Annotated in this window: 18 protein-coding genes; 12 read left to right on the forward strand and 6 right to left on the reverse strand. The window is 67.8% G+C overall.

The window, feature by feature from the left end:
• The first annotated feature begins 55 nt into the window (after positions 1-55).
• Complete coding sequence (locus EOHIBHHM_RS05830) at positions 56-295, forward strand: DUF8593 domain-containing protein (RefSeq protein WP_497255513.1); 240 nt, start codon at positions 56-58, stop codon at positions 293-295.
• 71 nt (positions 296-366) lie between these two features.
• Here EOHIBHHM_RS05830 and EOHIBHHM_RS05835 read toward each other — a convergent pair whose 3' ends face one another.
• A complete protein-coding gene (locus EOHIBHHM_RS05835; RefSeq protein ID WP_497255515.1) occupies positions 367-1722 on the reverse strand; it encodes an MFS transporter in 1356 nt (451 codons plus the stop codon).
• Positions 1723-1867: 145 nt separating this feature from the next.
• Here EOHIBHHM_RS05835 and EOHIBHHM_RS05840 point away from each other — a divergent pair, with 145 nt between their 5' ends.
• Complete coding sequence (locus EOHIBHHM_RS05840) at positions 1868-2200, forward strand: DUF5789 family protein (protein ID WP_497255517.1); 333 nt, start codon at positions 1868-1870, stop codon at positions 2198-2200.
• 104 nt (positions 2201-2304) lie between these two features.
• Here the strand turns inward: EOHIBHHM_RS05840 and EOHIBHHM_RS05845 are convergent, their stop codons facing one another.
• The gene (locus tag EOHIBHHM_RS05845) at positions 2305-2892 is read right to left on the reverse strand and encodes a DUF7474 family protein (protein ID WP_497255519.1); all 588 of its coding nucleotides are present in this window, start codon (positions 2890-2892) and stop codon (positions 2305-2307) included.
• Positions 2893-3068: 176 nt separating this feature from the next.
• On the opposite strand from EOHIBHHM_RS05845, the gene EOHIBHHM_RS05850 reads away from it, so the two are divergent.
• Positions 3069-3545 carry a hypothetical protein gene (locus EOHIBHHM_RS05850; RefSeq protein WP_497255521.1) on the forward strand — a complete coding sequence of 159 codons (477 nt, stop codon included), beginning with the start codon at positions 3069-3071 and terminating at the stop codon, positions 3543-3545.
• Between the two features lie 49 nt (positions 3546-3594).
• Here the strand turns inward: EOHIBHHM_RS05850 and EOHIBHHM_RS05855 are convergent, their stop codons facing one another.
• The gene (locus EOHIBHHM_RS05855) at positions 3595-5568 is read right to left on the reverse strand and encodes a DUF460 domain-containing protein (RefSeq protein ID WP_497255523.1); all 1974 of its coding nucleotides are present in this window, start codon (positions 5566-5568) and stop codon (positions 3595-3597) included.
• A gap of 126 nt (positions 5569-5694) precedes the next feature.
• Between EOHIBHHM_RS05855 and EOHIBHHM_RS05860 the strand changes: the two genes are divergently transcribed.
• Together EOHIBHHM_RS05860 and EOHIBHHM_RS05865 are read left to right on the forward strand one after the other, a co-directional pair.
• Entirely contained in the window at positions 5695-6654 is a 960-nt protein-coding gene (locus EOHIBHHM_RS05860) for a prohibitin family protein (RefSeq protein WP_497255525.1), read from the forward strand.
• A 6-nt stretch (positions 6655-6660) separates the two neighbouring features.
• Positions 6661-7089 carry a DUF8108 domain-containing protein gene (locus EOHIBHHM_RS05865; RefSeq protein ID WP_497255527.1) on the forward strand — a complete coding sequence of 143 codons (429 nt, stop codon included), beginning with the start codon at positions 6661-6663 and terminating at the stop codon, positions 7087-7089.
• 10 nt (positions 7090-7099) lie between these two features.
• On the opposite strand, the gene rnz is transcribed toward EOHIBHHM_RS05865, so the two are convergent.
• Positions 7100-8032: a ribonuclease Z gene (gene rnz, locus EOHIBHHM_RS05870; protein ID WP_497255529.1), complete on the reverse strand. Its 933-nt coding sequence runs from the start codon at positions 8030-8032 to the stop codon at positions 7100-7102.
• Positions 8033-8461: 429 nt separating this feature from the next.
• Between rnz and EOHIBHHM_RS05875 the strand changes: the two genes are divergently transcribed.
• From EOHIBHHM_RS05875 to EOHIBHHM_RS05885, 3 genes are all read left to right on the forward strand, one after another.
• Positions 8462-8914, forward strand: coding sequence for a hypothetical protein (locus EOHIBHHM_RS05875; RefSeq protein WP_497255531.1), 453 nt, complete (start codon positions 8462-8464; stop codon positions 8912-8914).
• Between the two features lie 227 nt (positions 8915-9141).
• A complete protein-coding gene (locus EOHIBHHM_RS05880; protein WP_497255533.1) occupies positions 9142-10161 on the forward strand; it encodes an AAA family ATPase in 1020 nt (339 codons plus the stop codon).
• Positions 10158-10766, forward strand: coding sequence for a protein sorting system archaetidylserine decarboxylase (locus tag EOHIBHHM_RS05885; protein WP_497255534.1), 609 nt, complete (start codon positions 10158-10160; stop codon positions 10764-10766). Before EOHIBHHM_RS05880 ends, EOHIBHHM_RS05885 begins: the two co-directional genes overlap by 4 nt.
• Before the next feature lie 95 nt (positions 10767-10861).
• Here EOHIBHHM_RS05885 and EOHIBHHM_RS05890 read toward each other — a convergent pair whose 3' ends face one another.
• Positions 10862-11836, reverse strand: coding sequence for a TIGR01177 family methyltransferase (locus tag EOHIBHHM_RS05890; RefSeq protein WP_497256923.1), 975 nt, complete (start codon positions 11834-11836; stop codon positions 10862-10864).
• A 207-nt stretch (positions 11837-12043) separates the two neighbouring features.
• Between EOHIBHHM_RS05890 and EOHIBHHM_RS05895 the strand changes: the two genes are divergently transcribed.
• From EOHIBHHM_RS05895 to EOHIBHHM_RS05905, 3 genes are all read left to right on the forward strand, one after another.
• Entirely contained in the window at positions 12044-12604 is a 561-nt protein-coding gene (locus EOHIBHHM_RS05895; protein WP_089822541.1) for a TATA-box-binding protein, read from the forward strand.
• A gap of 132 nt (positions 12605-12736) precedes the next feature.
• The gene (locus EOHIBHHM_RS05900) at positions 12737-13108 is read left to right on the forward strand and encodes a DUF7473 family protein (protein WP_497255536.1); all 372 of its coding nucleotides are present in this window, start codon (positions 12737-12739) and stop codon (positions 13106-13108) included.
• Positions 13109-13177: 69 nt separating this feature from the next.
• Positions 13178-14170 carry a CPBP family intramembrane glutamic endopeptidase gene (locus EOHIBHHM_RS05905; RefSeq protein ID WP_497255538.1) on the forward strand — a complete coding sequence of 331 codons (993 nt, stop codon included), beginning with the start codon at positions 13178-13180 and terminating at the stop codon, positions 14168-14170.
• A 22-nt stretch (positions 14171-14192) separates the two neighbouring features.
• Here the strand turns inward: EOHIBHHM_RS05905 and hisG are convergent, their stop codons facing one another.
• Positions 14193-15038: an ATP phosphoribosyltransferase gene (gene hisG / locus EOHIBHHM_RS05910; RefSeq protein WP_497255540.1), complete on the reverse strand. Its 846-nt coding sequence runs from the start codon at positions 15036-15038 to the stop codon at positions 14193-14195.
• Positions 15039-15143: 105 nt separating this feature from the next.
• Here hisG and EOHIBHHM_RS05915 point away from each other — a divergent pair, with 105 nt between their 5' ends.
• Positions 15144-16436, forward strand: coding sequence for an amidohydrolase (locus EOHIBHHM_RS05915; protein WP_497255542.1), 1293 nt, complete (start codon positions 15144-15146; stop codon positions 16434-16436).
• The last annotated feature ends 61 nt before the right edge of the window (positions 16437-16497 follow it).

Raw genomic sequence — 16497 nt, forward strand, 5'->3', positions numbered from 1 at the left:
CGTTCTTATCGTTGGCAAGAACGCCTATCTGTGAGGCCGTCGAATCCAGTCGTGTATGGCGACAAACATCACAGAGGACGACGAAGGCAAGGCGGTCGTCGGTGCCGACGGTGAACAGGTCGGACGTATCGTCGACGTCGAACACGGGACTGCGTACGTCGAAGCCGACCCCGGGCTGACCGACACCATCATGGCCAAGCTCGGCTGGGGCGACACCGACGAGGACTCCTATCCGCTGCAGGAAGGATCCGTCGAGCGCGTCACCGACGACGAGGTCCGCCTGAAGGCGTTCTGAGGTCGCCACACCACCTTTTTTGAGGACACAGTACCGGACGCCGAGTCACACGACTCGCCAGCGGAGAGACGTCACCGGGCGGAGGCGGACGCGAGACGGACGACGCCGACGAGGAGTCCGACGACCGGCAGCAACAACACCGCACCGGCGACGAACGGCGACCAGTAGGCGACGAGCGCGTACAACGCCGCCATCGTCGGCGGGCCGACGGTCCGACCGAGACTCCCGGCCCCCTGCGTGACGCCGAAGGCGCTTCCCTGTGTCTCTGCCGACGCCGCCATCGAGACGAGCGTCGTGAGCGCGACGTTCAACAGGCCGTTGCCGAGCGACAGCGTCGCGAGCACGACGAGCAAAGCGAGGAGTTCCCGCGTCAGGTACGGCGGTCCACCGACCGCCGGCAGGAGCGCCCCCAACTGCGGCGAGAAGGGGATGGCCGCCAGCGCGACGAGGAGCAGCGCCGCACCCGCGAGGGCGATGCGCGACTCGGCGAACCGCCGCGAGAGGCGGCCGACGACGACGCCCTGGTTGACGACGCCGAGGACGCCGACGTAGGTCAAGAGCAGCGCCGTCTGCGTCTCGTCGTAGCCGTAGATGTCCGCCGCGAAGGGAATGAACATCACCTGCACGCCGGAGAACGCCACGGAGACGAGGAAGAACGCGACGACCAGCCCGCGGAGGTCGGCGTCGCGGAGCGCGTCGAGGAACTGGCCGACGAGCGTCCGTCGAGCGCTCGTCCGGCGCTGTCGGGCGGGTTCGGGGAGGAACAGCGCCGCCGACGCCAGCGAGAGGAGACTCAGCCCGGCCGCCGCGAAACTCGGCAACGAGAACCGCGTCGCCGGGACGAACGACGGGAAGACGTCGCGGGCGGCCGTGACGACGACGTCGCTGGCGAAGACGCCGCCGAGTGCGGGGCCGAAGACGAAGCCGAGGCCGAACGACGCGCCGATGAGGCCCAGCGCCCCCGCCCGTCGCTCCGGCGGCGTGATGTCGGCGATGTACGCCTGTGCGGTGGCGATGTTGCCGCCCATCGCGCCGGCGACCATCCGTGCGAGAAACAGCACGGCCAGCCCGGCCGTGAGGCCGAACGCCTCCGAGAACTCGCCCGCGAGGCCGAACACCGTCCAGGCGACGACGCTCCCGAACAGCGACAGCATCAGCACGGGGCGACGCCCGCGTTCGTCCGAGAGTCGGCCCAAGAGCGGGGCGAAGAGGAACTGCATGAGCGAGTAGGAGGCCGCCAACAGCCCGATGAACACGTCGCTGACGAGAAAGCTCCGCACGTAGAACGGGAGGATGGGGATCACGATGCCGAAGCCGAGCAGGTCGATGAAGACGACGCCGATCACCGCCGCCAGCGCGCGTCGGCGGGAAGCGACGGCGGCCTCGGGGTCGGCGTCGACGACAGTGGCGGCTTCGGGGCCGTTCATATAGGGACGGCGGCGGCGACGGGCCTAACGCTTTCCCTGATCTCGCCTTCTTGGTAGGTCTGGAGAGGTGTTGTAAAGTGTGTTCGCAGCGGTTACGCCGATAAGCGCCCACACCGTTATCCGACTCGGCCTCCTACTGTGAGGAATGGCGAGCGACAGACAGCACCGAGACGAGCATGCGGATGACGAAGAGCGAAGTCAGCCAAAACGGAAGACAGAGGAGAGACGTAATCGCGCCGGTGAAGAGCGTGCGATGCGTGGTGACCTTGGTGGACGACTTGGCGACCTTGATGAAGCACTCGAAACTCACAGCTATCCGACGACCACGGACGAATTGGTCGAGACGTATGGCCAGTACGAGATCGAAACGCAGCGCGGGGAGGAATCCTTCGAGAAAGTGCTTGCCGCAACCGATAACCAACGGTACGACTCCGCTGACGACGTTCGAAGGCGGATACTGGGGCTCATACATCGCTAATACAGATGGCTAAACAGGCTCCGTCTCGCTCCAGGTGAGGTCGGTCCCAGCAGGAGCGAAGCCACGCGCCAAGTGGTCGGTGTGAACTCGCTCCGCGAACTCCCTCACAGGCTCCGGTCGATGACCCGCTTGGCCGCCTGCGCCTTCTCCTTCCAGCCGTAACCGGCCTCGTAGACGTGGCGCTTGCTCTCGACGAGCTGTTCGGGAGAGGCCTCCTCGAATCCGCCGCGGTCCCACGACCCGGACTCTCGAAGCCACTCGACGACGTGCTCCTTCGTCTCGGCCCACGACAGGCCGACCATCTCGTACCACGCGACCATGGCGAAGACGGCGTTGTCGTGACAGCCGGGGACGCTTCCCTTCCGGTAGAGGGTCCGCATCGGCTCTCGGGTCGGTTCGGAGACGAGTTCCTTGTACTCGGCGGCCGTCAGGAGGCGCAGCGCGCCGTCCTCGACGACGACGCGTTGCTGGCGCTTGAGGTAGTCCAGCGCCGCCTTGTGGAGGTTGTCCCACTCGCCGTGAACCAGTTCGGGCAGACTGTCTTCGGCGCGAGGAGCGACGGAGAGCAGCGAGACGATGTCGACGTAGGCTTTCTCCACCGTCGGCCACTGGGTGCCCTCGAAACGGCAGTCGGCGTCGTGCAGGCTGTTCGTGGTGCGACAGCCGGGACACGGGTAGTCGAAGCGCGGCACACCACGTCGGTTGTGAATCGGCCGTAATAGCTTGCGTGGTTGCCGGTGCGTGCGGGTGAACGCGACACGCGACGGCGGTAGGAGCGGCACAGGGACACGAGGCGCGGCGGCGGTGCGAGTGACACGGAGGCGGGAGAGCGGAAGAGCCATGCCCGCTGCGCCGTCACGACGAGACGATGCGCTCCCCGTTCTCCACCTCCACCGTCGCGTCTGCGACGTCGACCCGTCGGTCGCTACTCCGGGCGACCGGCCTGCTCTCGGTCGGCCTGCTCGCCGGCTGTGCGGCCATCGACAGCGACCCCAAGCCCGGGTCGCTGCTCGTCGTCAACGACGACGACGTCGCTCACACGCTCCGTCTCGACGTCCGGACCGACGGCGAGACGCGTCGAGAGACCGTCGACGTCGGTGCCGGCGAGTGGGGACTCCGAAACGAGTTGCTCACCGAACCTGGGACGTACGAGGTGACGGTGACGCTGGACGGAGACGGGAACGGGGACAGCGACGGTGGCGAGGACCCCCCGAGGGACGGAGGGACGGCGAGCACCACGGTCGAACTGACCGAGGCCCCGGACGGCGGCGTCACAGGCGAGAATCTGGAGGTCTACATCGACGAAGGCGGGAGTCTCAGCGTCGTCGCTCGACAGTACGACTGAGCGTCGGGATCTGGTGGGGAGCGTTGGAGAGCGCCAGAGAGCGACGAGGCTACTCCTCTCGCCCGCCGTTGGCGCGGTGTTCGCTGATGATCTGGTCGACCATCGCCGACTTCTGTTCCTTGCGGCGATTCTCGGCGCGACGTTTCCAGTCCTCGATGGCGGCTTCGACGTCGCTCTCGCGGGCGATCGCGAGCTCGTCGATCTCCTGGATCGAGACGTCCTCGGCGGGGCCGACGGGGATGTCGTGGTCGAACAGGAGTTCGTCGGCGACCTCCGAGAGACCGCCCGATCGGAGGACGACGCGAGGGTTCTTCTCGGCGAGGCGCTGGGCGGTGCTCCGGCCGGCCCCGCTGGCGTCGCGGAGATACACCACGTCGCCCGTGGAGATGCCGTACTCCTCGTCGGTGTCCTCGATGGCTCCCTTGGTGAACTGCTCGACGACCTTCACGGGGACGAGATCGCGCCCCTCGGCGACGTCGGCGAAGTTCGAGTGGTCGAGCTTCCAGAGGTCTTTCAGCCGCGAGAGCTTCGACTGGAGCTCGTCGGCGCGCTCCTCCTCGGCGGAGAGTTCGCGTTCGAGACGGGAGTTCTCGCGTTCGAGACGGTTGACCTCGCGTCGTTCGCGGGCCTCTCGCCGTTCCTCGCGGCGAGCGTCCGACAGTTCCTGTTTGTACTCCTCGATCGTCTCCTCGCGGTCCGCGAGGCGGTCTTTCAGGTCGTCGACGTGCGACTCGAGGCGGTCGACCTGCGACTCCAGTCGCTTGATCTTCTTCTCCTCGGCGGAGAGTTCGCGTTCGACGTGTTCCGTCGACTCCTCGGACGACTCCTCGTCGTCCGAGAGGTCACGCAGGACGGCTTCGACGGACTCCTCGCCGGAGACGACGCGGGCGATGACCTCCCCGCGGTCGACTCGCGGCGGCACCTTCTGCGTGATGCGGTCGAACTGGTCCTCGTGAGCGTCGAACGCGAACAGCGCGGCGGCCATCGCGTCGCGCTCGTGGTCGTTGTCGTACTCGTCGTTGCGTGTGCGGTGAAGCTTCTCGTCGACCGGGAGATCCGTGTCGGGCCGCCACCCCGCCGCGTCGAAACTGCGGCGGAACTTCTCGACCGTCTCGGGCATCGGGTTCACGTCGGCGGCGACGACGATGGGTCGGCCGCGCTCGATGAGCCACTCGATGACGTCGGCGGTGTCGGCCGTCCGCGTCGAGAGGACGTCGAGGACGGTGCCGTCGAGGTCGACGACGGCGGCGGCCGTCGTGGTCCCGGGGTCGATGCCGACGATGACGTGGTCGCGGCGCTTCACCAAGGGCTCGAACTCGATCCCGTCGCGGCGGTCGCGCTCGATCTCGATGCGGATGTCGCCGGAGCGGCGGTTGGAGACGGGGATGTCCTGCGGGCGGGCCTCGACGGTGAAGACGGCGTTCGAGAAGCCGCCGTACTTCTCGGTGACGTCGCGCTCGTAGTCGAGGCCGGCCTCCTGCAGTTTCGACTCGACGTCGCGGGCGGTCGTCTTCACGTTGCCGTGGATGCGGCGCGTGTAGCGGTCGGAGCTCCACCCGCCCTTGCCGGTCGACCGGCCGCGGGCGACCTTGACGGTCGTCGTGTCGGTGAACGCCGACACCTCGTAGCCGACGTTGGCGGCGGCGAGTCGGGCGGCGGCCTCGGCCTCCTTCATCGGTTCCTTCCCGTAGGGGACGCCGTGACGGGAGGCCACTCTCGAGAGGGGTTCCGGTTGCTCTGCACCGGTCACCTGCACGAGTTTCGTCTCGGCGGGCAACGACTGCAGGAACCGTACGAGGGCGTCCTTGTCGGCCGCCAGTTCGTACATGTTGTCGGTGGCGACGATAGCCGGTTCTTCGCGCTCGACGAGTCGTCGGAGTTTCCGAAAGGAGACGACGTCCCTGTCGAGATGTTCGCCGTCGAAGGCGACGACCGCGTAGGAGGGGGCGTCCCCCCGGATGTCGCCACTCTGGATGTCGACGCCGAACACCAGCGAGTCGAGCGCACTCGTCCGGGTGCTCACGAGTCTCCGCTAGGGGGTCGGTCGATAAATACCCCACGCCGGTCCTATCTCGGCGCGTCCCGTCGCTCGTCTATCGGGAATCCGAAACGTCAAATCGGTAGGGGGTCGAGTTCTCGCCGTGGTAACATGAGTACCGACCCAGACCCTCCACGAATCGGTCCCGACAACCTCCGCCGAACCGCCGTCGCCGGTCTCCTGGCCCTGCTCCTCCTCGCTGCTCCCGTCGCCGGACTCCTCGCTTGGGAACCCGTCGACGAGGGGAACGTGAAGGTGGTCAAGAAGTGGGGCGCGACGACCGGCACGGTGTTCGAGCCGGGCGCCCACTTCGTCAACCCGGTCTCGCAGTCGACGAGTAGCCTCTCCGTCCGTCCGCAGTCCTACACGATGTCCGCCCAGCAGGGTGAAGGACAGCAGCGCGGCGACGACGCCATCCGCGTGCTCACCGAAGACGGTCTCCGCACCGACATCGACGTCACCGTCCGCTACCGCGTCGACGCCGGCAAGGCGGTGAACTTCTACCGGAAGTACCGCACGCTCGACACCGCCGAAGAGCGGCTGATCCGTCCGTCGATCCGTTCGGTTCTCCGGACGGAGGCCGGACGCCTCCCCGTCACCGAGATCTACACCGGCGAAGGGCAGACGAAGCTGAAGCTCGCCGCCGAGCAGGAGCTCGCAGACGAGTTCTCCAACGACGGCCTCATCCTCGAAGCCGTCCAGATACGGAACGTCGAACTCCCCGCGGAGTACGCGAAAGCAGTCGAGCAGAAGGAGATCACCGAACAGCGTCGTCAGCAGAAACAGAGCGAACTCGAGGTCGAGAAGCTCGAAGCCGACCGCAAAGAGATCGAAGCGCAGGGTGAGGCCGAGGCCAACCGCATCGTCAGCGAGTCGCTGACGGACGAGGTGCTCGCCCAGCAGTACATCCAGCGACTCGACGAGACTGACACCGTCTACATCCCCGTCGGTGGGGACGGCTACCCGCAGTTCGTCCGGAACCTCGACGCCGACTCGAACGCCGACAGCAGCGGGTCGACGACCGCTGGACAGTCGAGCGGCAACAGTTCGACCGACGCGGCGCAGTCGTAGTCGACGATGGACCGCCGCGCTCTCGCCGTCGTCGGCCTCGCGACGCTCCTCTTCGTCGGCTTCCTCGCCCGCGGGGTGCTGCTCTCGGTCGGCCGCGTCGTCCTCGTCGCGTTCGTCCTAGCGCTCCTCGCCGGCGTCGCGCTGGTGGCGACCCGGCAGCCCGCCTACCGGCGGTCGACGGTCGGGCCGGCGACGCGCGTTCTTCGGCAACCGCTCGACGGGGACGGCCGACGTCGCTGTGCGGAGTGCGACGCGGTCGTCGACGACGGCGAACGCCGCCGCTTCGTCCGCGAGTGGGCACTGTTCGGCGTTCCCGTCCTCCTGCTCGACGACGGCGAGAACGTCTACTGTTCGGCGTGTGCGGACGGCGCTGTCGACGCCGACGGAGAACTCGAACCCGCCGACGCTGACGCCGACTCCCTGCGCGAGACGTAGCGAAAGCGACCTACTCGGCGTCCGGGAACGGGACGTCGACCTTCTGACCGTCGCTCGGGACGAAACACTCCCCGTCGAACCGTTCGCGCGCCTCCGCTTCGATGGGACTCGCGTCGCCGGCGTAGCGCGAGGAGATGTGCGTCAGCGCGAGTCGCTTGACGTTCGCGCGGGACGCGACGTCCGCGGCCTCCCGTCCCGTCGAGTGGTAGGTCTGCCGGGCGCGGCCCGACTCGTCGCTGGCGAAGGTGGCGTCGTGGATGAGCAGGTCGGCGTTCTCGGCGATATCGACGGTCGCCTGTACGGGTCGTGTGTCGCCGGTGTAGACGAGTTTCCGGCCCGGCCGCGGGTCGCCGACGACCTCTTCGGGCTGAACGACCCGGCCGTCGTCGAGTTCGACGGCCTCACCCTCGTGCAGCTTGCCGTACAGCGGTCCCGGTGGGATGCCGAGTTCCTCCTCGGCCTTCTCGCGGTCGAAGCGGCCCGGCCGGTCGTCCTCGACGATGGCGTAGCCCTGCGAGCGCGTGCGGTGGTTCGTCTCGAACGTCCGTACCTCGTACTCGTCGCCGGCGAGCGCGGTCGAACCGGGAGCGACCTCGTGGACGTTGATGGGGAACCCCGGGTCGTAGCCCCCGGCGTGGACGAGACGCCTGACGTGTTTCTTCGACCCCGGCGGAGCGTGGATCGCCAGCGCCTCGTCGCGTTCGTTGAAGTCCCACGACTGGACCAACCCGGGGATGCCGAGGATGTGGTCGCCGTGGAGATGCGTGACGAAGAGATGCGAGACGTCGAACCCGGTTCCGAACCGCATCATCTGCCGCTGGGTCCCCTCACCGCAGTCGAACAGCAGTCGCTCGCCCTCGCGGTTGACGAGGACGGCGCTGGGGGCCCGTTCCGTCGTCGGGACCGCCCCGCTCGTACCGAGAAACGTCACGCGCATCGACATTGTGGGGAGTGAGACGGGGCGGGCGTAAACGCGTGTCGGAATGGGGCTGGTGGCGAGCGACGCCGAGACCCGAGAACTCGACGCCGCGTGGTTCAGCGTCTCTCACGTGGTTCAGCGTCTCTCACGTGCTTCGGCGTCTCTCACGGACCGTTCGTCCGCTCGTCTCCGCCGGTGGGACGTCCGTTCTCCCGCTCCGGCCGCGACGTTAGCCGGCACGAAAGCTACGATAAACTACAGTTTAACCGAACGACAGCGGACGATCGAGTACGGGACAACCGAAACTGTCTCCTCTGACGTACTGTAGCGGGCGAGAGTCTAGAAATACCGAATTCGAGCGGAAATCGTTCTTTAATCAAGGTAACATGACTAGTAACTAATGCGACAATCGTCGATTTATCGATTTGTCGGGCCACGCCCGACTGAGTAACAATGGATCGAAAACTCGGAAGACAGATGCTCGTCGTGTTCGTCGTCGCCACACTCCTACTCAGCGGCCTCGCAGGAGTCGCAGCGGCGCACGACGACAAGAAAGACGACCGGAAGAAGCACAAGGACCACCGCGAGAGCGAGCGAAACGACGCCGACCAGCGCCAGCAGAACCACGCAGACGCGTGGGCGAAGCAGATGGGCTGGAAGAACGACGTCGATCAGGACCAGGACAACGACCAGCGCCAGCGGGCGCGACAGAAGGGTGACGACAACGACGTCGACCAGACCCAGCGCAACGAGCAGACGCAGCGTGCGAAGCAGGACGGGAAGCACAACGACGTCGACCAGGACCAAGACAGCAAGCAGACGCAGCGTTCGACGCAGCGGGGACACGGTAACTCCGCGAGCCAGTCACAGTCCAGCAGTCAGACGCAGGTCGCCGTCCAAGGCTAGTTGACCTGTTCCGCCGACACGTCCGCTCGAACTGGCCGCTCGGGTCAGACCGCTCGAGCGGCGTTCGAGGTCGAGAGACACAGCAGGCGGCCGAGTACGGTCTGACGACCCACGACCCCCACGAAGCGACCTGTCCGACGGTAGCCGGTTCGATACGACCGAGTCCGAAGGCAGTTCGAGCGCCACAACCGACCGATTCTTACCCGTCGCCCGGTTACGACAGACCGATGGACGCGCCGCTGTGGACGGACACGCACGCGCCGGCCCTCGCCGACCTCCCGCAGTCGGAGGTGCGCGACCGGCTGGCCCGCGCCGTCGACGAACCGATGAACCTCGTGGTGCAGGGGCCGGCGGGCGTCGGCAAGACGGCCGCCGTCCGGGCGCTCGCCCGCGAGACGCACGACGACCCCGACAACGACCTCGTCGAGATCAACGTCGCGGACTTCTTCAACCGGACGAAAAAGGAGATCCGCACCGACCCGCGCTTCGAGCAGTTTCTAGAAGGGCGGAGTCGGATGGCCAAACGCGACATGATAAACCGCGTGCTCAAAGAGTCCGCCAGCTACGCCCCCATGTCGGGGTCGTTCAAGACGATCGTGCTCGACAACGCCGAGGCGATCAGGGAAGACTTCCAGCAGGCGCTGCGCCGCGTGATGGAACAGCACCACCGGACGACCCAGTTCGTCATCGCCACGCGCCAGCCCTCGAAGCTCATCCCGCCGATCCGCTCGCGCTGTTTCCCCGTCCCCGTCCGCGCGCCGACGACCGACGAGACCATCGACGTGCTCGAAGGGATCGTCGACGCAGAGGACGTCGACGCCGACCCCGACGGGCTGGAGTTCGTCGCCAGCGCCGCCGGCGGCAATCTCCGGAAGGCCGTCCTGTCAGCACAGGCGACGGTCGTCGAACACGACGAACTCACGATGCAGGCGGCCTACCAGACGATGGGCGAACTCGGCCACGACGAGGCGATACTGGAGGCGCTGTCGGCGGCCGAGTCCGGCGACATCAGTTCTGCGAGAAAGACCGTCGACGACCTCGTCTCCGACGAGGGGTACGACGGACAGGAGCTGCTGATCGAACTGCTGCGCGTCGCCCGCTCGAAGTCCGAGATCGCTGGCGGCGACCTCGCACGGCTCTACCGACTGGCCGGCGACGTCGACCTCGATCTGGCGACCGGGACGGACGCGACGATCCACCTCACGCATCTGCTGTCGGCGTGGGCGACGGAGCCCGCCGACCGATGACCGCACGAGTCACCCCCGGGACGTGGCGCTACGCGGCACCGCCGCTGGTGCTCGCGATTCCGGCGCTCGTCGTCTCCCTGCCGGTCGGTCTCGCGCTCCTCCTCGTCGGCGTCGCCGTCGTCGCCTTCTTCCGCGACCCCGACCGCACCCCACCCGAGTCGGGCGTCGTCGCGCCCGCGGACGGGAAGATCTCCGTGATCCGCGAGGAGGACGGACGGGTCCGCGTGGGCGTCTTCATGAACGTCACCGACGTCCACGTCATCCGCGCGCCGCTGGACGGCTACGTCGAGTCGGTCACTCACCTCCCCGGCGCGAACAAACCCGCGTTCTCGAAGGACTCGGACCGCAACGAGCGCGTCGACGTCGACTTCGGCACCCACGAGGTGTCGTTCATCGCCGGCTGGTTCGCCCGGCGCATCCACCCCTACGTCGGCGGCGGCGAGTCCGTCGCCCGCGGCCAGCGACTCGGCCACATCGCCTTCGGCAGTCGCGCAGACGTGCTGCTTCCCGAGTGGGCCGACGTCGACGACGTCCGAGTCGAGAGAGGCCAGCGCGTCTCGGCCGGCGAGACAGTTCTCGTCGAGACGCCCACCGACGAAGCGTAACCTCCCCCGTCGCCGTCGCTCGTTCTCCAGTGGAAACAGGGGGGTTTGTCAGACAGTCACACCGGGGAGAAGGACGGTTCCGACGAGTGGTGACGCTACGCGCGCGTCAGCACGTGGACGTGCCGCGTGAGCGACCCGTGGACCCGTCGCTCGAACAGGTGGTCGACCTGCCACCCGGCGTCGACGGCGGCGTCTTCCCACGAGCGGTCGGCGACGACGACGGCCCGGGGAGCGACGCGGGCGGCCTCCGCGAGCGCGCCGGCGACGAGGTCGGCGAGTTCGTGCCGGGCGATCTTCGACTGGCGGCCGTAGGGAGCGTCGAAGACGACGCCGTCGACGCTGTCGTCGCGGAGGGCGAGACTCGTCGCGTCGCCGCGCAGCACGTCCCACGTCGCCTCCGGAGTGAGCGCGTCGAGGTTCGTTCGACTCCCGCGGGCCATCTTCCACTGAGCGTCTGCTCCGACGACGCGAGCACCGACCAGCGCCGCCTCCAGGAGGACGCCGCCGGTCCCGCACATCGGGTCGAGGATGGTCGCTCCGGGTTTCGCTCCCGCGATGTTGACGAACGCACGGGCGTCGAGCGGGGCCATGCTCCCGGGCTGGAAGAACGGGCGGTCGGTCGGCTTGCGGTCGCCGAAGTCGCGGATACTCTCCTCGGCGAGCCACCCCAGGAGACAGACGTCGTCGGAGAACAGCGCCCGCAGGACGTGGTCGGGGTCGTCGAGGTCGACGGTGAACCCGCGGTCGACGAGAACGCTGCCGAGCGTCCGTTCGGCGTCCTGTGTGCTCACGTCCGTCTCGCCGTGGACGTCGCGAGCGCGGACGGCGACCGACCCACGACGGTCGATAGCCGCGGCCTCCAGCAGGTGCCGAGCGCTGTCGACGTCGGCGTCGGTGTGGCCGACGAGTTCGCTGGCCCGGTGGGTGTACGCCAGCGTGCGGAGGCGGTCGGAGTGGATACCCCGGGCCGTCGCGAGGCCGGGGGCGACGACGTCGACGGCGTCGGCCGCACTGGCGGCCTCGCAGGCGGCGAACGCGTCGTCCTCGCCGGCGAGTTCGAGACAGTACACGCTCGCAGTGTGACGGTCGACCGGTATGAGGATGCCGACTCCCGCCGTCGCGGGCGCGACTCGGTACCACCCACCGAGCGACGCGATCGCCTCGAGACACGGCGAGGCGGGTCGTCTCCCACGATTCGAGCGTTTAGTCACGCTGTCGACGTATCATTCAGTAGCACCAATCTTTTTAAACCTTAAATACGACCCTTAAATCGACGCATGACCGACCCCACGGACACAATCAACATCGAAAACGTGGTCGCCTCGACGGGAATCGGGCAGGAACTCGACCTGCAGAGCGTGGCGATGGACCTCGAAGGGGCCGACTACGACCCAGAGCAGTTCCCCGGCCTCGTCTACCGCACCCAGAACCCGAAGTCTGCGGCGCTCATCTTCCGCTCCGGCAAGATCGTCTGCACCGGTGCGAAGTCGACCGACGACGTCCACGAGAGTCTCAACATCGTCTTCGACAAGCTCCGCGAGCTGAAGATTCAGGTCGAAGACGACCCCGAGATCACCGTCCAGAACATCGTCACCAGCGCCGACCTCGGCAAGAACCTCAACCTCAACGCCATCGCCATCGGGCTCGGGCTGGAGAACATCGAGTACGAGCCCGAGCAGTTCCCGGGACTCGTCTACCGCCTCGACGAACCGAAGGTCGTGGCGCTGCTGTTCGGGTCGGGGAAGCTCGTCATCACGGGCGGGAAGAAACCCGAGGACGCCAAACACGCGGTCGAGGTCATCACCGACCGCCTCTCCGAACTCGGTCTCCTCGGCTGACCACCGCATCGACGCACCGCTTCGACGACGCACCGACTCGTCACCCCGCCGACTCGACGTCTCCGACTCTCTCCTCTCTCGTCTCCGACCCGAGAGCGTCAGGACCAAACCCCCACACCGCCAACGGAGCGCATGGTCACTCTCCAGGCCGGGTCGGTCGGTAGCCCCGTCGCGATCGCCGGGACGGTCGGCCTGTTCGCGCTGTTTCTCTCGATCACGGCCCACATCGCGGCCCGGAACGTCCTCGGCGACGTCGAGGTGAAGAAGGCGTTCGCCGTCGGCCCGCTCCCGGCGGCCATCGCGGTCGTCTCGGCCGCCTTCGGTCTCAACCCCTTCCTCGCCATCCTCACGGCGCTCGTCGTCGACGCGACGGCCATCTCCCTCCTGTACGGCCGCTCGCGACGGCTGACGGCGTACGTCACCGCCATCCACGTCGTCGTCAGCATCCTCCTCGGGACGGTGCTGTTCGGGCTCACCTTCCTGCTCGCGAGCGCACCGGGGTGAATTGCCTCGGGATCAGCCCCGGAGATGGAGAAGGAGAGCACTCAAGCGACTGCCGGACGCAACGCCGTCATGGTCGACTCGCTGAAGTCGCTGGTGTGGAACCGCGCCGAGCGACGACCCCGTGCACCGGTGCGGCTGGTCGCGGGTCTCCTCCTCGTCGCCGTCGTCACGCTCGGGGTCGCCGTCCTCGTCGGACTGCTCGGGGTCGGGGCGCTGCTAGTCGGACTGCTCGGAGCGACCGCGGGCGACCTCGCGACGGGGCTGGTCGGCAGTCTCGTCTCGGGCGTCGCCATCGCCCTCGGCGTCGTCGTCGCCGGGCGGTTCTTCGACCGACGACACTTCAGCGACTTCGGGTTCCACCTCGATCGCTCGTGGTGGCTGGATCTCGGGTTCGGCCTCGGTCTCGGCGCGGGGCTGATGACGCTCGTCTTCGGCGTCGGCGTCGCGGCCGGATGGTTCCGTATCACTGGGTTTCTCGTCGGTGACGCCGTCGTCGGCGGGCTGGCGACGCTCGTCGTCCTCTTCGTGCTGGTCGGCGTCTACGAGGAGCTGTTCGCCCGTGGCTATCTCCTGTCGAACGTCGCCGAGGGGCTGACGGGCTACGTCGGCGAACGCTGGGCCGTCGCCGTCGCCGTCGCCCTCTCCTCGGGCGTCTTCGGACTGCTCCACGCGAGCAACCCCAGCGCCTCGCTCGTGAGCACCGTGACGATCACGCTCGCAGGGGTCATGCTGGCGCTCGGCTACGTGCTGACGAACGAGCTCGCCATCCCCGTCGGCCTCCACATCACGTGGAACCTGTTTCAGGGCGGCGTCTACGGCTTCCCGGTGAGCGGTCTCGGCGTCGACGCGACGGTCGTCGCCACGCGTGAACAGGGGCCGGATCTGGTGACGGGTGGGAGTTTCGGCCCCGAGGCGGGGCTGCTCGGGGTGGGTGCGATGCTGCTCGGGAGCGCGGCCATCGTCGCGTGGGTCCGCTGGCGGTACGGGGAGGTCGGGGTGCATCCGGGAGTGACGACGCCGGAGTTGCGGACGGGAGGGCGTCGAGGGGACGACGACGCCTGAACGGAGTCGGTGGGCGTCGGTTCTACTCGACCAACCGCTCGATCTCGGTGACGAGGATGTCAGACGCGCCGACCTCCCGGAGGTCGCTGATGACGGAGAACACGTCGCGTTCGTCGACGACGACGTGGACCGCCACCATCTCGTCGCCGGCGACGTCCATCACCGTCGGGCCGCCCATCCCGGGGATGACCTCCCGGACGTCGTCCAGCCTGTCCTTGGGCGCGTTCATCATCAGGTAGCGTTTGCCGTCGGCGGCGAGCACCGAGCGCAGCGCCATCGTCACCTGTTGGACCTTCGGATCGTCGGTGACGTCCGGACGGGCGAAGAGGCGCACGGAGGAGGAGAGCACCTCGTCGACGACGGCCAGTCGGTTGACCGCGAGCGTCGTCCCCGTCGACGTGATGTCGATGATGGCGTCGGCCATCTCGACGTGGGGGGTGAGTTCGGTCGCGCCCGTCACCTTCACGATCTCGGGGTCGACGCCCTGCTCCTCGAAGTAGCGACGCGCGATGGTGGGGAACTCGGTGGCGACGCTCTTGTCGTCGACGTCCTGGACGTCCTCGATGTCGCCGTCCTCGGGGGCGGCGAGGACGAGTCGACACTTGCCGAACTCGAGGTCCAGCAGTTCCGTCAACTCGTGGCCCGACTCCCGGACCTGGTCGTAGCCCGTGATACCCAGGTCGGCCGCGCCGTCGCGGACGTACTCGGGGATGTCCGCCGCGCGGACGAACAGCACGGTGACGTCGGGGTCGACGGTCTCGGCGTACAGTTTACGCTCCGCTCCGTTCTCGATGTGGAGGCCGGCGTGTTCGAGCAGGTCGATCGTCGGGTCGTGGATGCGCCCCTTGTTGGGCACGGCGATGCGCATACCGGTCTCTCACGCCCGCGGGAGAACTGTCTTTCCCTCCACGGGCCGTTGCCCTCCACGTCACGAACCACACCACCTAATGTGCCCTCCGCGGAACGCTCGGACATGAGTACGCTCCTCATCGCGGACGGGCAGGTGCTCCTGCCGGAGATGGAGGTCGTCGAGGCGGACGTCCTCGTCGACGCCGACGAAGGGACGATCCTCGAGGTCGGGTCGGATCTCGCTACCGCCGACGAGACGCTCGACGCCTCGGGCGGCCTGGTGATGCCGGGGCTCGTCAACGCCCACTGTCACGTCGCCATGACGCTACTGCGCGGCTACGCCGACGACAAGGAGTTGGACGCGTGGCTGCAGGAGGACATCTGGCCGGCCGAGGCCGAGCTGACGCCCGAAGACGTCCACGTCGGGGCCGAACTGGGGGTGCTGGAGATGATCAAATCCGGCACGACCGGGTTCGCCGACATGTACTTCGAGGTGCCCGAGATCGTCGACGCCGTCGACGACGCCGGGTTGCGGGCCCGCGTCGGTCACGGCGTCGTCACCGTCGTCAAGGACGACGAGGGTGCACGCGCCGACGTCGACGAGAGCCTCTCTGTCGCCCGCGAGTACGACGGCGCTGCCGACGGGCGCATCAGGACGGCGTACATGCCCCACTCGTTGACCACGGTGGGAGAGGAGTACCTCCGCGAGAGCGTCGCCGAGGCGCGCGAAGACGGCATCCCGGTCCACTTCCACGCCAACGAGACGACCGACGAGGTCGACCCCATCGTCGACGAACGCGGCGAGCGCCCGCTGGCGTACGCCGACGGCCTGGGGATGCTCGGCGCGTCGGACTTCGTCGCCCACGGCGTCCACGTCGACGAGACGGAGATCGACCTGCTGGCGTCGCGCGGGACGGGCGTCGTCCACTGTCCGGCCTCGAACATGAAGCTCGCGAGCGGGATGGCACCCGTCCAGCGGATGCTCGACGCCGGCGTGACGGTCGGCATCGGCACCGACGGCGCGGCCTCGAACAACGACCTCGACATGTTCGACGAACTGCGCGACGCGGCGATGCTGGGCAAGCTCGCGGCCGACGACGCCAGCGCCGTCAGCGCCGAGACGGTCGTCGAACTGGCGACGAAGGGGAGCGCCGACGCGCTCGGCTTCCGGTCGGGCGTCGTCGAATCGGGTGCGAACGCCGACCTCGCCGTCGTCGACCTCGACGCGCCGCATCTGACGCCGCCCCACGACCTCGTGAGCCACCTCGCCTACGCCGCCCGCGGGTCGGACGTGCGACACACCGTCTGCGACGGGCAGGTTCTCATGCGGGATCGCGAGGTGCTGACGATGGACGAGTCGGCCGTGCTGGAGCGCGCCCGGGAGCACGCCGCGGACCTCGCCGAGCGCGCCGCGTAGCCGAACTGGCGTTTTCACAGCTGATAACGGGCCGCCGAACAGCTCCGGAATAATACTATTC

This window comes from Halogranum roseipondis (assembly GCF_059695585.1).

Coding starts and splice junctions, on each gene's coding strand:
- EOHIBHHM_RS05830 (WP_497255513.1), top strand. CDS start 56: ATGGCGACAAACATCACAGAGGACGACGAAGGCAAGGCGGTCGTCGGT.
- EOHIBHHM_RS05835 (WP_497255515.1), bottom strand. CDS start 1,722: ATGAACGGCCCCGAAGCCGCCACTGTCGTCGACGCCGACCCCGAGGCC.
- EOHIBHHM_RS05840 (WP_497255517.1), top strand. CDS start 1,868: ATGGCGAGCGACAGACAGCACCGAGACGAGCATGCGGATGACGAAGAG.
- EOHIBHHM_RS05850 (WP_497255521.1), top strand. CDS start 3,069: ATGCGCTCCCCGTTCTCCACCTCCACCGTCGCGTCTGCGACGTCGACC.
- EOHIBHHM_RS05860 (WP_497255525.1), top strand. CDS start 5,695: ATGAGTACCGACCCAGACCCTCCACGAATCGGTCCCGACAACCTCCGC.
- EOHIBHHM_RS05865 (WP_497255527.1), top strand. CDS start 6,661: ATGGACCGCCGCGCTCTCGCCGTCGTCGGCCTCGCGACGCTCCTCTTC.
- rnz (WP_497255529.1), bottom strand. CDS start 8,032: ATGTCGATGCGCGTGACGTTTCTCGGTACGAGCGGGGCGGTCCCGACG.
- EOHIBHHM_RS05875 (WP_497255531.1), top strand. CDS start 8,462: ATGGATCGAAAACTCGGAAGACAGATGCTCGTCGTGTTCGTCGTCGCC.
- EOHIBHHM_RS05880 (WP_497255533.1), top strand. CDS start 9,142: ATGGACGCGCCGCTGTGGACGGACACGCACGCGCCGGCCCTCGCCGAC.
- EOHIBHHM_RS05885 (WP_497255534.1), top strand. CDS start 10,158: ATGACCGCACGAGTCACCCCCGGGACGTGGCGCTACGCGGCACCGCCG.
- EOHIBHHM_RS05895 (WP_089822541.1), top strand. CDS start 12,044: ATGACCGACCCCACGGACACAATCAACATCGAAAACGTGGTCGCCTCG.
- EOHIBHHM_RS05900 (WP_497255536.1), top strand. CDS start 12,737: ATGGTCACTCTCCAGGCCGGGTCGGTCGGTAGCCCCGTCGCGATCGCC.
- EOHIBHHM_RS05905 (WP_497255538.1), top strand. CDS start 13,178: ATGGTCGACTCGCTGAAGTCGCTGGTGTGGAACCGCGCCGAGCGACGA.
- hisG (WP_497255540.1), bottom strand. CDS start 15,038: ATGCGCATCGCCGTGCCCAACAAGGGGCGCATCCACGACCCGACGATC.
- EOHIBHHM_RS05915 (WP_497255542.1), top strand. CDS start 15,144: ATGAGTACGCTCCTCATCGCGGACGGGCAGGTGCTCCTGCCGGAGATG.